Source organism: Micromonospora sp. CCTCC AA 2012012, from assembly GCF_040499845.1.
Classification (GTDB): domain Bacteria; phylum Actinomycetota; class Actinomycetes; order Mycobacteriales; family Micromonosporaceae; genus Micromonospora; species Micromonospora mangrovi.
In genome coordinates, this window is sequence record NZ_CP159342.1 from 610,690 (window position 1) to 624,107 (window position 13,418).

At 73.6% G+C, this 13,418-nt stretch carries 9 protein-coding genes; 3 read left to right on the forward strand and 6 right to left on the reverse strand.

Annotation, left to right across the window (positions count from 1 at the left end):
• Positions 1 to 9 precede the first annotated feature (9 nt).
• Positions 10 to 933, reverse strand: coding sequence for a C40 family peptidase (locus ABUL08_RS02880; RefSeq protein ID WP_350934228.1), 924 nt, complete (start codon positions 931 to 933; stop codon positions 10 to 12).
• Between the two features lie 57 nt (positions 934 to 990).
• Positions 991 to 2,088, reverse strand: a complete 1,098-nt coding sequence (locus ABUL08_RS02885) for a mandelate racemase/muconate lactonizing enzyme family protein (protein WP_350934230.1) — start codon at positions 2,086 to 2,088, stop codon at positions 991 to 993.
• 44 nt (positions 2,089 to 2,132) lie between these two features.
• Between ABUL08_RS02885 and ABUL08_RS02890 the strand changes: the two genes are divergently transcribed.
• Positions 2,133 to 2,930: a tyrosine-protein phosphatase gene (locus ABUL08_RS02890; protein WP_350938459.1), complete on the forward strand. Its 798-nt coding sequence runs from the start codon at positions 2,133 to 2,135 to the stop codon at positions 2,928 to 2,930.
• A gap of 48 nt (positions 2,931 to 2,978) precedes the next feature.
• Here ABUL08_RS02890 and ABUL08_RS02895 read toward each other — a convergent pair whose 3' ends face one another.
• From ABUL08_RS02895 to typA, 3 genes are all read right to left on the reverse strand, one after another.
• On the reverse strand, positions 2,979 to 5,249 hold the full coding sequence (locus tag ABUL08_RS02895; protein WP_350934232.1) for a cellulose binding domain-containing protein: 2,271 nt from the start codon (positions 5,247 to 5,249) through the stop codon (positions 2,979 to 2,981).
• A gap of 242 nt (positions 5,250 to 5,491) precedes the next feature.
• Positions 5,492 to 6,358 carry a serine hydrolase gene (locus ABUL08_RS02900; RefSeq protein ID WP_350934234.1) on the reverse strand — a complete coding sequence of 289 codons (867 nt, stop codon included), beginning with the start codon at positions 6,356 to 6,358 and terminating at the stop codon, positions 5,492 to 5,494.
• A gap of 187 nt (positions 6,359 to 6,545) precedes the next feature.
• Positions 6,546 to 8,414 (reverse strand): translational GTPase TypA, encoded by a 1,869-nt coding sequence (typA, locus tag ABUL08_RS02905; RefSeq protein ID WP_350934236.1) that lies wholly within the window; start codon positions 8,412 to 8,414, stop codon positions 6,546 to 6,548.
• Between the two features lie 496 nt (positions 8,415 to 8,910).
• Between typA and ABUL08_RS02910 the strand changes: the two genes are divergently transcribed.
• Together ABUL08_RS02910 and ABUL08_RS02915 are read left to right on the forward strand one after the other, a co-directional pair.
• Positions 8,911 to 10,107, forward strand: a complete 1,197-nt coding sequence (locus tag ABUL08_RS02910) for a S53 family peptidase (protein WP_350934237.1) — start codon at positions 8,911 to 8,913, stop codon at positions 10,105 to 10,107.
• 120 nt (positions 10,108 to 10,227) lie between these two features.
• Positions 10,228 to 11,112, forward strand: coding sequence for a transglycosylase SLT domain-containing protein (locus tag ABUL08_RS02915; RefSeq protein WP_350934239.1), 885 nt, complete (start codon positions 10,228 to 10,230; stop codon positions 11,110 to 11,112).
• Positions 11,113 to 11,174: 62 nt separating this feature from the next.
• Here ABUL08_RS02915 and ABUL08_RS02920 read toward each other — a convergent pair whose 3' ends face one another.
• Positions 11,175 to 13,310 (reverse strand): MMPL family transporter, encoded by a 2,136-nt coding sequence (locus tag ABUL08_RS02920; protein ID WP_350934241.1) that lies wholly within the window; start codon positions 13,308 to 13,310, stop codon positions 11,175 to 11,177.
• Positions 13,311 to 13,418: the final 108 nt, after the last annotated feature.

The following is a 13,418-nucleotide window of genomic DNA, read 5'->3' on the forward strand; positions in this document are numbered from 1 at the left end:
CGTACGGGGTCAGACCCGGTGCGCGCCGACCAGGGTGGCCAGCCGGTCGGCGGGAAGCTGCTCCTCGACCACCCGGCGCTGCCGGTAGCAGGCGTGCAGCATCCGCCGTCGCTCGCCGTGCGGCTCGCCGGTGACGATGCCGACGTGGTGGATCCGCCGCCCGGGCCGGGCGAAGAAGTAGAGGTCGCCGGGGCGCTCGTCGCCGAGGGCCAGCGGGGTGGTGGCCTCGGCCTGGTCGTCGGCGTCGCGGGGGAGGACCAGCCCGAGTCGGCGCCAGGCCAGGTGCACCAGGCCCGAGCAGTCGATGCCGTGGCGGGTGAGGCCACCCCACACGTACGGCACGTCCCGCAGCCGCTCGGCCACGGCGAGCGCCTCCTTCGGCTCGGGCCGTTCGGCGGGGAGCAGCGCCAGGTCCCCCTCGGGGGCCCAGAGCCGCTCGGTGTGCCCGGGGACGTGCACCGGGCGCCGGCCGTCCACGGGTCGGCAGGCCGGGGTGAGCCGGGTGCCGAGGGCGACCCCGGCGAGCGCCACCGGCCCGTCGGCGCTGCCGTGCAGGGTGGTGGTGAGCGCGTCGACCACCAGGGGAGTGGCCGGTGTCCCGGTGTCGTCGGCCGGGGGAACGGTCAGCTGCGCCGTGGGCAGCCAGCCGGGGTAGCCGCGCGGGTCGTGGGAGGCGGCCGGCTGGCCGAGGGCGACGACCTGCGCCCAGCCGTCCGCGCGCAGCCCGGTGACGAGCACCCGCTCACCGAGCAGGAGCTGGCTCAGCACGCACTCGCCGACCCGTTGGTCGGGGTCCATCCCGGCGACCCAGGCGGCCGTGTCGGGGGCTGCGCCGAGTGCCGGGCGGTCGACGGGGCGTACCGCGTCGGGGGAGGTCCAGAGGGTCGCCACCGGCACCCGGACGACGGCCTCGCGGCCCGGTTCCAGCTCCACGCCCACCCCCAGCTCGTGCCGCTCTCACCGGGACCCTATGAAAGATTCCAACGAGCATCAACCACGAGTTTGCATCTTTGCTTCAGAGACGGAGGTGACGCCCAGGCCGGGAGCGTCGGGCAGCAGGACCGTCGCACCGTCGTACCGGATGCCGCCGCGCACCGGTGACCAGGCCAGCCACCAGGCGGCGTCGAGGTCGGAGACGACCGTGGTGCCGTACGCCGCGACCAGGCTCGCCGCCGCGCCGATGCCGATCTGGCTCTCCATCATCGAGCCGACCACCGTGCCCACCCCGTGCGCGGCGGCCAGGTCCAGCAGGGTCCGGGCGGTGTGCAGGCCGCCGCACTTGGCGAGCTTGACGTTGACCATGTCGGCCGCCCGACGGCGGATCACCTCGACCAGGTCCCGCACCCCGAAGACCGACTCGTCGGCGAGGATCGGCAGCTCCACCCGGTCGCTGACCCAGGCCAGCCCGTCCAGGTCCCAGCGGGCGACGGGCTGCTCGACCAGCTCGACGTCGAGCCCGGCGTCGGTGATGCCCCGGATGATCCGGACCGCCTCGCGCGGCGTCCAGCCCTGGTTGGCGTCCAGCCGGATCCGCACCTGCGGCCCGACCGCCGCGCGGACCGCGCGGACCCGCTCCAGGTCGCCGCCGGCGTCGGTGCCGACCTTCAGCTTCAACACGCCGAACCCCTCGCTGCGGCGCTGCCGGGCCGCCGCCGCCAGCTCGACGGCCTCGCCGGCGGCCAGGGTGACGTCCGTCGGCACCCGCAGGGCGGTGCCGCCGAGCAGCCGGACCAGGGGTACGCCGAGCCGGCGCGCGGCCAGGTCGTGCAGCGCCACGTCCACGGCCGCCTTGGCCGACTCGTTGCCGGCCACCGCCCGTTGCACCTCGGCGCAGCGGGCCACCAGGTCGTCGGCGTCCCGCCCCGCCAGCGCCGGGGCGATGACCTCCCGTACGCACGCCTCCGCGCCGGCGATGGACGCGCCGGTCACCTGCCAGACCTGCGGCGCCTCGCCGAAACCGGACCGCCCGTCGTCGTCGATCAGCTCCACGACCAGGGTGTCCACCGTGGTGGTCCGGCGCAGCGCGGTCACGAACGGGGTGTGTAAGGGGGCGGAAAGCCGGTGGGTGCGTACCGCGGCGATCGTCATGTGCGGCACCCTATACGCAGGTGAGCGCGAACAGGGGAGAGCCGATGGGGCAGCGGGACTGGGAACTGGTGGGCGCGCCGAACGCCCGTGACCTGGGTGGCCTGCCCGCGGCGGACGGGCGGCGGGTACGGGCGGGCCGGCTGATCCGGACCGCCGCGCTGGGCCGGCTCACCGACGAGGACCTGCCGGTGCTGGGCAAGCTCGCCCCCGCCTGCGTGGTGGACCTGCGGGACGCCTCCGAGCAGGACGTCGCCCCGCCGGACCGGCTGGTGGGCGACCCGACGGTGGTGCACCTGCCGGTGCACGATCCGGCGCATCCGGTCTTCACGTACGTCTCGGCGGTGCTGCTCGGCCACGACCTGGGCGCGTACGACGAGCTGGCGGCCGAGGGCACGCCTGCGGCGATGGCGGCGATCTACCGGTGGTTCGTCACCGGGGAGTCGGCGCGGGCCGGGTTCGGGGCGGCGGTGCGGCTGGCGGCGCAGGAGCGCAACCTGCCGCTGCTGTTCCACTGCTCGGCCGGCAAGGACCGCACCGGCTGGCTGGCGGTCGTGCTGCTGACCGCGCTGGGCGTGGACGACGCGGCGATCCGGGCCGACTACCTGCGGCACAACGAGCTGACGGTGAGCCTGCGGGAGGTGCTGCTGGAGGCGATGACCCGGCGGCGGCCCGAGCTGGACCCGGCGGCGGTCCGCCCGGTGCTGGAGGTGCGGCCGGAGTACCTGGACGCCGCGTACGACGAGGTGCGGCGGGTGCACGGGTCCTTCGAGGCGTACCTGCGGGACGGGTTGGGGGTGACCGACGAGGTGGTCGGCGCGCTGCGGGACGCCCTGCTGGAGTGAGGGTGCCGCCGGTCGGGGCGGGTGTCGGACCGCCCCGACCGGCGGGCCTCAGGCCACGGTCACGTTGTCGAGATAGACGGCGGAGGTGCCGCTGCTGTCGGCGGGGCTGATCACCTGCACCCCGACCTCCCGGACGTCGCCGAGGTTGGCCACCCCGGCGAGGCTGAGGGTGAGCGTGGAACCGGCGGGGGTCAGGGCGACCGGTCCGCCGTCGTACCAGGTCCAGGAGGGGCCGGTCTTGACGTACACCTTGACCTGGACGCCGCTGCCGGCGTTGCCCCAGCCGGCGAGCTTGGCCGACACCCGCAGGGTGGTCCGGCCGCTCAGGTTGGCCGCCCCGGTCCGGGCCAGGTACGCGGTCCGCGCGCCGAGGGTGAGGTCACCCTTGAGCGAGTGGGTGCCGGAGGTGGCCCAGTCGGTGACCGACCAGGGTCCGCCGGCCAGGTTGGTGCCGCCCCAGCCGTCGGTGCCGGACTCGAAGTCCCAGAGGGTGGTGCCGACGCTGGAGCCCTCGCCGGTCTTCAGCGCGGGCGAGGCCGGGCCGGCGACGCCGTCGACGGTGTAGCCGGTGACCTGGTACCAGGCGGCGGTGGCCGGTGCGGAGGTGTCGGTCCACGGGGTGTTGTTGTCCGACGCGCACTTGTCGCAGACGGTGGTCCAGGGTCCGTCGGCGCCGGTGGTGGAGCGCCGCACGGTGTAGCGGGCGGCGGTGCTCGCCCCGCGCCAGGCCAGGGCCACCCCGCCGCCGGTGCGCTGGGCGCTGGTCAGCAGCGGTGCGCCGGGCGCCGGCACCGGCGGTACGGCGACGCCACTCATCGCGTACTGGAAGCGGCGGATGGCGTCGGCGCGGCCGCGCATCGTGGCGTCGTCGCCCGGGTAGTGCAGGGTGTAACCGTCGTTGTGCTGCACGTACCCGAAGTCGTCCCGGTGCGGGAAGATCTGCCAGAACAGTGCCCCGGTGACGTTCGGGTCGCCGACCAGCGGGTCGAGCTTGGCGCTGGTCACGTCGGTGGAGCCGTACTCGCCGGCCAGGTAGACCTTGCCGTGCGAGGTGATGTCCCGGGCGTCGTTGCGGATCTGGTCGGCGGAGTTGAACGGGTAGTAGTGGGCGTCCACGATGTCCACCTCGTCGACGCCGTACTCCTGGCCGCTCCAGTGCGAGGCGACCAGGGTCTGCGGGGAGAGCTGCTTGAGGTGCGCGGAGATGGTCCGGATCCAGGTGGTGTTCACGCCGGTCAGCTCGTTGCCCAGCTCCCAGGCGAGCACCGTCGGATCGTCCTTGAAGGCCGTCTTCGTGTACGGGTTGACGTGGTTGAGCAGGTGGTCGATGTACGCCTCGAACGCGGCGACCGCCCGTGGGTCGGTGTAGAACGCGTCCTCGGGCAGGCCGAGCCAGTCGGTGAAGTCGTGCCGGCCGCCGTGGTACCAGTGCCAGTTATCGGTCAGCGGCACCACCAGGTGCAGTCCGCGTGACCTGGCGGCGGCGACGGCGTAGTCGATGGAGGCGAACGCCTGGTCGTTGAACTGGCCGAGCTTCGGTTCCAGGGTTAGCGGGTGGGCAGTGGAGATGCCGAGGGTGTGCGAGCGGACCACGGTGGCGCCCATCGCCTTGGCGGTGTCCAGGCCGTCGTCGATCCGGAAGGTCGTCGGGTAGGCGATGCCGCCGACGTTCTCGTCCAGCCCGAGCCAGCTCAGGTTGACCCCGCCGAACCGGAACGGCCGCCCGTCGAGCAGCAGCTTCGTGCCCTGCCGGGTGACCCGGCCGATGCCGGGCGGGTCGGTCGGGTTCGGGTCACCGGTCGGGCTGGTGCTCGGGCTGGTGCTGGGGCTCGGGCTGGTGCTGGGGCTCGGGCTGCTGCTCGGCGACGTGCTGGGGCTGGTCGACGGCGTGGTCGTCGGGGCGGGCCCGGTGCACGGGTCGCCGTTGAGGGTGAACGCGGTCGGCGCGGGGTTGCCGCCGGTGTAGTTGAGGCTGACGCCGGCGGTGGTGGAGGCGCCGGTGCCGATGGTGGCGTTCCAGTCGGCGTTGCGCAGGGTCACCGCCGCGCCGGTCTGCTGGTAGCTGCCGTTCCAGCTGGAGGTGACCTGCTGGGTGCCGGGGAAGGTCCAGCCGAGCGTCCAGCCGGTGAGGCTGGCGCCGTGGTTGGTGACGGTGACGTCGACGGTGGCGCCGCTGCCCCAGTCGTTGGTGGGCTGCCAGGTGACCGTGCAGGCGGTGGTGGCGGCGTGCGCCGCGGGCAGGGCGACGACGGCGCCGGCCAGCAGGGTGGCGGCGGCGCAGCCGAGGGTGAGGGGTCGGTACCGGGCGCGGAGGCGCATGAGGTGATCTCCTCGCGGTTCTGACTGAATCGGTTAAGGCAAGCCTGCCCGCGCGTCGACATCGACGCGAGGCTCGCCGGGGTGGCCGAGACGTTCTCGGATCGGGTGCCTGCGCGGGCTGCCCGGGCCGCGCGCCGCCGTCGTCCTCCGGCTCAGGGCCGACGGCAGCACGATGGTATTTCTGAACCGGTTCAGTAGTCAACGGCGGTCGATGTCCCGGCGCGCCGGTGGGGAGGTGGGGGTCAGGCCGTCAGGTCGTGGCGGGCGGCCCAGACCTGGGCGGAGATGTCGGCGATCAGCCGGCAGGCGTCGTCCTCGACCTGCTCACCGTCCGGCCCGCCGTCGGCCAGGTCGGTGGTGGTGCAGACGACGATCACGTACGGCGGCGCGTCGGGCGGGTAGACCACGCCGGCGCCGTGCCGCACCCCGCGTACCCAGCCGTTCTTGTGCGCGATCGGGGTGCCCTCGGGCAGCCCGGAGGCCAGGTCCTCCCGGTGCTCCTGGGCGAGCAGGACGTCCCGCATCGCCGCGCAGGCTGCCGGGGAGGCCAGCGGCCCGGGCGTCTCCGCGCCCCGGGCCAGCGCGTCGAGCAGCGCGGCCAGATCGCCCGCGGTCACCAGGTTGGTGATGCCGGCCTCCCGTGCGGCGAAGTCCTCGATGCCCCGGCCGGTCACGCTGTTCCGGGCTCCGCCCAGCGCCCACGCCTGCGCGACGGCGGGCAGCCCGACCCGGCCGATGACGATGTTGGTGGCCAGGTTGCTGGACCGGACGATCATCCGCTCGGCGAGCCAGCGCAGCGGCGCCGTCCCGCCGACCCGCTCCCACACCGCCTCGTCGTTGTCGTAGTGCCGGGCGCAGGAGAACCGGGGGGCGCCCGGCAGCGCCGAGTCGAACGCGTTCCGCACCGGGATCGGGGCGTCCAGGTCGAGCGTGCCGGCCTCGGCGGCCCGGTGCAGCGCCACCAGCACGGCGAGCTTCATGGTGCTCGCCGCGTAGTGGGTGGCCGCCGGCAGCCGGGTCCAACTCGGCGCCGCGCCGAGCCGTGCCACGTACGCCGAGACGGTGCCCGGCACCCGGTCCAGGTGCGCGTCGAGGTCAGCCCAGATCATGCGGCTGACCGTAGCCGATCAGGGCGGAGCCGGTCTGCCCGGTGGTCGTCGCCGGGCTGCGCGACGGCCATCGGAGACGTCGGCCTGCCCGACGGCCTCGGAGACGTCGGCGTCCGCGACGGCCATCGGAGACGCCGGAGCCCGGACCACCGAGGGGCGGTCCGGGCTCCGAGGGTGCTGACGGTCGTCAGCCGGCGTGCTTGCGGCGGGCGGCGGCCCGGCCGCGCTGCTGCTGGTCCAGCACCACCTTGCGGATGCGGACCGCGGTCGGCGTCACCTCGACGCACTCGTCCTCGCGGCAGAACTCGAGGGCCTGCTCCAGCGACAGCTTGCGCGGCGGGATCAGCTTCTCGGTCTCGTCGGAGGTCGACGCCCGCATGTTCGTGAGCTTCTTCTCCTTGGTGATGTTGACGTCCATGTCGTCGGAGCGGGAGTTCTCCCCGACGATCATGCCCTCGTACACCTCGGTGGTGGGCTCGACGAAGAGCTGGCCGCGCTCCTGAAGGTTGATCATGGCGAACGGCGTGACCACGCCCGACCGGTCGGCGACCAGGGAGCCGTTGTTCCGGGTCCGCAGCTCACCGAACCACGGCTCGTACGACTCGAAGACGTGGTGCAGGATGCCGGTGCCGCGGGTGTCGGTGAGGAACTCGGTCCGGAAGCCGATCAGGCCCCGGGCGGGGACCAGCCACTCCATCCGGATCCAGCCGGTGCCGTGGTTGACCAGCTGCTCCATCCGGCCCTTGCGGGTCGCGAGGAGCTGGGTGATCGCGCCCAGGTACTCCTCCGGCGCGTCGATGGTCAGCCGCTCGACCGGCTCGCAGGTCTTGCCGTCGATCTCCCGGGTGACCACCTGCGGCTTGCCCACGGTCAGCTCGTACGACTCGCGCCGCATCTGCTCGACCAGGATGGCCAGGGCCAGCTCGCCACGGCCCTGCACCTCCCAGGCGTCCGGCCGCTCGGTCGGCAGCACGCGCAGCGACACGTTGCCGATCAGCTCCTTGTCGAGCCGGTCCTTGACCATCCGGGCGGTGACCTTGGCGCCCTTGACCCGGCCGACCAGCGGCGAGGTGTTGGTGCCGATGGTCATCGAGATGGCCGGCTCGTCGACGGTGATCAGCGGCAGCGGCACCGGGTTCTCGGCGTCGGCCAGGGTCTCACCGATCATGATCTCCGGGATGCCGGCGACCGCGATGATGTCGCCGGGGCCCGCCGAGTCGGCCGGCTTGCGCTCCAGCCCCTCGGTGATCAGCAGCTCGGAGATGCGGACCCGCTGGGTGCTGCCGTCGGTGCGGCACCAGGCCACCGTCTCGCCCTTGCGGATGACGCCCTGCCGGACCCGGCACAGCGCCAGCCGGCCGAGGAACGGCGACGCGTCGAGGTTGGTGACGTGCGCCTGGAGCGACGCGCCCTCCTCGTACGCGGGCGGCGGGATGGTGTCGAGCAGGGTGCGGAACAGCGGCTCCAGGGAGGTGCTGTCGGCCGGCACCGCGCCGTCGGCGGGCTGGGTCAGCGAGGCGATGCCGTCGCGGGCGCAGGCGTAGACGATCGGGAAGTCGATCTGCTCCTCGTCGGCGTCCAGGTCGAGGAAGAGCTCGTAGGTGTCGTCCACGACCTCCTTGATCCGGGCGTCGGGACGGTCCACCTTGTTGATCACGAGGATGATCGGCATCCGGGCCTTGAGCGCCTTGCGCAGCACGAAGCGGGTCTGCGGCAGCGGGCCCTCACTGGCGTCCACCAGCAGCACCACACCGTCGACCATGGTCAGGCCCCGCTCGACCTCGCCGCCGAAGTCGGCGTGGCCGGGGGTGTCGATGATGTTGATGGTGACCGGGTCGGACCCGTCCGCCGGCAGGTACCGCACGCCGGTGTTCTTGGCCAGGATGGTGATGCCCTTTTCCCGCTCGAGGTCCATCGAGTCCATGACCCGCTCGGTGGTCTCACCACGGGCGCCGTAGGCGCCGGCCTGCCGCAACATGGCGTCGACCAGGGTCGTCTTGCCGTGGTCGACGTGGGCGATGATGGCGACGTTGCGGAGGTCGGTGCGAAGCTGCATACCCTCCATACTCCTGTCTGCGGTTGCCGGGACACGGGTCGGGGTGGCCCCCGAGGTGCCCGGATCTCTGCCGAAACTGCTGTTCCGACCGTTCCCGGCGGTCGGCACGCCGGTCCCCGTCGTGCGGGTACCGGATGTCCGACCTGCCGAGCTGACCGCGGGGGTCGGCCGTCCCTGGTGATGCACCTGGTCAACCGCGACGGTCGTCGCGGCGGGACCGGGGTGATCTTCGGTCTGCTGGTGCCGGGAGGGCACCCCCGCTGCTGGTCGGCTTCCTAGCGTACGCGGGGCCGCCGCGGGGCGTGCCGGCGCTGCGGGCTGACGGCGGTGGCCGTGACAGGCGACACATTTCCTCGTCGCGCACCGGAGTGGCGCAGTAACGCCGACGGGGCGAAAAACGCTCCGTAGTCGATCGATCAACTTCCATTGCTTGCCCCGAGCAACGGGCTTACGCTCCTGCGCAGGTCAGCTCCTCCCTCCCCATTTGGAGAGCCACATGCGCATCACCCGTCGCATGGCCGGCCTCGCCGTCGCGGTCACCGCCGCGTCGTCCTGGCTGACCCTCGCCAACCCGGTGCAGGCCCAGTCGCCCACCGGCGCCGCCCACGCCACCCTGCACTCCTGCGCCGCCCCGGCGGCCGGGACGGCCGCCTGCCACGCCGTCCTGCGCACCGACGTCGCCCCGCTCGCCGGTGGCGGCACCGCCGCCGCCACCCCGTCCGGCTACGGGCCGGCCGACCTCCAGTCGGCCTACCGGCTGCCGTCGGCCACGGCGGGCGCCGGCCAGACCATCGCCATCGTCGACGCGTACGACGACCCGACCGCCGAGGCGGACCTGGGCGTCTACCGCAGCCAGTACGGCCTGCCGCCCTGCACCACCGCCAACGGCTGCTTCCGCAAGGTCGACCAGAACGGCGGTGCCACCTACCCCCGCAAGGACGGCGGCTGGGCGCAGGAGATCTCGCTGGACCTCGACATGGCCTCGGCGGTCTGCCCCAACTGCAAGATCCTGCTGGTCGAGGCGAAGACGAGTTCCTTCGCCAACCTCGGCGCCGCGGAGAACACCGCCGCCCGGCTCGGCGCCACCGTGATCAGCAACAGCTACGGCGGCTCGGACGCCTCCGACGCCACCTACGGCTCCTACTACAACCACCCGGGCGTGGCGATCACCGTCAGCTCCGGTGACAGCGGCTACGGCGTCGAGTACCCGGCCTCGTCGCACTACGTCACCGCGGTCGGCGGCACCTCGCTGACCCGCTCCGGCACCACCCGCGGCTGGACCGAGACGGTCTGGAACGGCGCGGGCAGCGGCTGCTCGACGTACAACACCGCGCTCAGCGGGCAGGCGTCGGTCGGTACCGGCTGCGCCAAGCGGGCGGTCGCCGACGTCTCCGCCGTGGCCGACCCGAACACCGGCGTCGCGGTCTACGACAGCACCGCCTACCAGGGGTACGTCGGCTGGCTGGTGTTCGGCGGGACCAGCGTCTCCGCGCCGGTGATCGCCGGGGTCTACGGGCTGGCCGGCAACGCCGCCTCGATCGACAACAACTACCCGTACGCGCACGCCGGTTCGCTCTTCGACGTCACCTCCGGCACCAACGGCAGCTGCCCCACCACCCAGTGGTGCACCGCCCGCGCCGGCTGGGACGGCCCGACCGGCCTCGGCACGCCCAACGGGGTGGACGCCTTCTGACCCGTCCCCGGTGACGGTGGGCCCGGCGCGGAACGCGCCGGGCCCACCCGCGTCCGACGGGGCTTCGCGGGATCCGGCTTCTTGTTAGGGTCCGCTGACAGCCACGGGGGAGGGGTCGGGATGCGTCGATTCATGGGCCGGGCGGGAGCGGCGGTCGTCGCCGGCCTGCTGCTGGCCGGCGGGATGACCGGGTGTGGCGGCGAGGAGCGCACGCCCCGCGGGGTGGCCGCGCCGGTCGAGCTGCCCACCGAGCAGCCCGTCGAGGCCGCCGCCGACGAGCCGAGCGAGGCCCCGCCCGCGGTGGAGGCGATGGGCGTCGCGCCCAGCGCCCGGCCCAGCGCGAGCGTCCGGCCCGGTCTCACGGCGAAGCCGAGGCCGAAGCCGACCCGGACGGCCGCCGGTCCGCTGGCCGTCCCGAAGCCGCCCACCGAGACCCGGGTGCCGCCGCCCCCGCCGAAGCCGGCGCCCAGCGGCTGCCAGCCCAGCCACAAGGGCACCCCGGCGACCCGCAGCCAGGTCAAGGCGGCGCTGGCCGACGCGGCGGCGAAGACCTACTGGCCGACCTCCGCACCGGACATCGCGATCCCGCTGACCCTGCTCAAGGCGACCGCCTGGCAGGAGAGCGGCTGGCAGTCCGACATCGTCGCCTGCGACGGCGGGATCGGGCTGATGCAGGTGATGCCGGCCACCGCCGACTGGATGAACCAGCGCTTCGGCGAGTCGTACGACATCGACGACTACCGGGACAACGCCTACCTGGGCGCCAACTACCTGGCCTGGCTGACGAAGTACATCGGCGACATGTACTTCGAGTCGGACTACCGACTGGACGCCTCGCTGTGCACCGCGGAGCTGGACTCCTGCCTGCTCAACGCGGTGATCTCGGCGTTCAACTACGGGCACGGCGCGGTGGCCCGCGACGGGGAGCCGCTGGCCGTCCCCAACCCGCAGTACGTGCGCAACGTGCGGGCGCTGATGACCGAGTGCGTCTGCCTGAGCTACTGACCCGCCCGCGACGGGGGCCGTGGCGCAACGTCCGCCACGGCCCCCGTCGGGTCGGGAACGGGTCAGTCCCGGGCGGTGACCGGCTCGGCCGGCGTCGGCGTCCGGTCGGTCGGGGCGTCCGGCTCCCGGTGGATCCGGCCCGGCCACCAGAACCGGTCGCCGAGCACGAACGCCAGCGCCGGCACGAGCACCGTACGGACCAGCAGGGTGTCGAGCAGGACACCGATGCAGACGATGATCCCGATCTGGGTCAGCGTGATCAGCGGGAGCACACCGAGGACGGCGAAGACCGCGGCGAGCAGGATGCCGGCGCTGGTGATCACCCCGCCGGTGACCCGCAGGGCGGAGAGCATGCCGTCGCGGGTGCCGGTCCGCCGGGCGTCCTCGCGGGCCCGGGTGACCAGGAAGATGTTGTAGTCCACGCCGAGCGCCACCAGGAACACGAAGGCGAGCAGCAGGACCCCGCTGTCCAGGGCCGGGAAGCCCAGCACGTGGTCGAAGAGCAGCCACGCCGCGCCGAGGCTGGCGAAGAACGACGCGATGACGGTGAGCACCAGTAGCAGGGGCGCGAGCAGGCCGCGCAGCAGCAGCACGAGCACCGCGCCGACGAGCAGCAGGATGATCGGCAGGATGAGCCGCTGGTCCCGACCGTTGGCCTCGTCGGTGTCGTAGGTGGCCGCGACGGTGCCTCCCACCACGGCCCCGTCGAACCGGTCCACGCCGTCGACCGTCGGCGGGGCCGAACCTGGCACGGCGGTGACCGCGTCGCGGAGCGCCTCGATCGTCCGGTCGGAGGCCGGGGTGCCCGGCTCAGCGTCCAGCACCACGTCGACCTGGGCCACCGTGCTGCCCGCGTCGCCGGGGCGCGCGGAGGCGACCCCGGGCACGGCTGCCGCGGCCCGGGTGACCGCCGACACCGCCGACGGGGTGGTGAGCACGGCGACGGGCTGCGTGGTGCCGGCGGGGAAGGCCCGGGCGAGGGTCTCCGCACCGGCCACCGCCTCGGGCTTCACCCGGAACTGCTCGGTCTCGGAGAGCCCGGTCCGGATGCCGAGGCTGCCGAGGGCCAGGCCGGCGAGCAGCAGCGTCGAGAGCACCGCGACGGGCACCGGACGGCGCACCACGGCGGCACCCAGCCGACCCCAGAGCCGGCCCTCGCGCACCTGGTCGCCGACCCGGGGCACGAACGGCCAGAACAGGCCGCGGCCGAAGATCACCAGCACGGCGGGGAGGACGAACAGCGCCGAGAGCATGGCGAACACGACGCCGGTGGCGCAGGCCACGGCGAGCGCCCGGTTGGTCTCCTGCTCGGACAGCAGCAGGGTGAGCACGCCGAGGACGACGGTGCCGCCGCTGGCGAGGATCGGCTCGGCGGTGCGGCGCAGGGCGGCCCGCATGGCGGCGAAGCGGTCCTGCTCGCGGTGCAGTTCCTCCCGGTAGCGGGCGATCAGCAGCAGCGCGTAGTCGGTGGCGGCGCCAAAGACCAGGACGCTGGCGATGCCGGTGACGGCCCCGTCCTGGAGGTGGATGCCGACGGCCGGGACGATGGTGTCGACGGCGCGCAGGGTGAGCTGCTCGGTGGCGGCGACCACCACCAGCGGCACGATCCACAGGAACGGGCTGCGGTAGGTGACCAGCAGCAGCAGCGCGACGACCGCGGCCGTGACGAGCAGGAGCGTGGTGTCGGCGCCCTCGAAGACCTTGGTCAGGTCGGCCGTGAAGGCGGGTCCGCCGGTCACCTCGACGGTGAGGGCGTCGGGCAGCGCCTGGAGGGACCCGCGGAGCTGGTCGACGGTCTGCGCCACCTGCTCCTGGCCGCCGGCGGTGGAGAGCGGCACGGCGACGAGCGCGACGGTGCCGTCCGGGGAGACCTGCGGCGGGCTGACCCGACCGCCCACCGCGAACCGGGCCAGCCCGGCGGAGGCGCTGGTGAGGGCGGCGCGGTCCGGTTCGGTGAGCGCGCCCCGGTCGTCGCGGCTGGCGACCACGATGGCGGGCTGCACGTCGCTGGAGGGCAGCTCCCGCTGGAGTCGCTCGACCTGGGTCGACTGCCACTCGACGGAGAGGCCGGTGGCGGAGACGGGCGTGGGGTTGTCCGGTTTCGGCAGGCCGAACACGGCCGCGCCGATGGCGATCGCGGCGACCACGGTGAGCCATGCTGCCAGTCGGCCGCGGGCTACGCGGGTGAACAGAGACATCGGGTGCCCTCACGGTACGTGGACGGTAAAATCTCGACTGCCGAGAGTTTCGCTCATCAAGAGTAACCGGGCAACTCGAAGGGGCGGCTCCGAGACCGGCGGGATCGT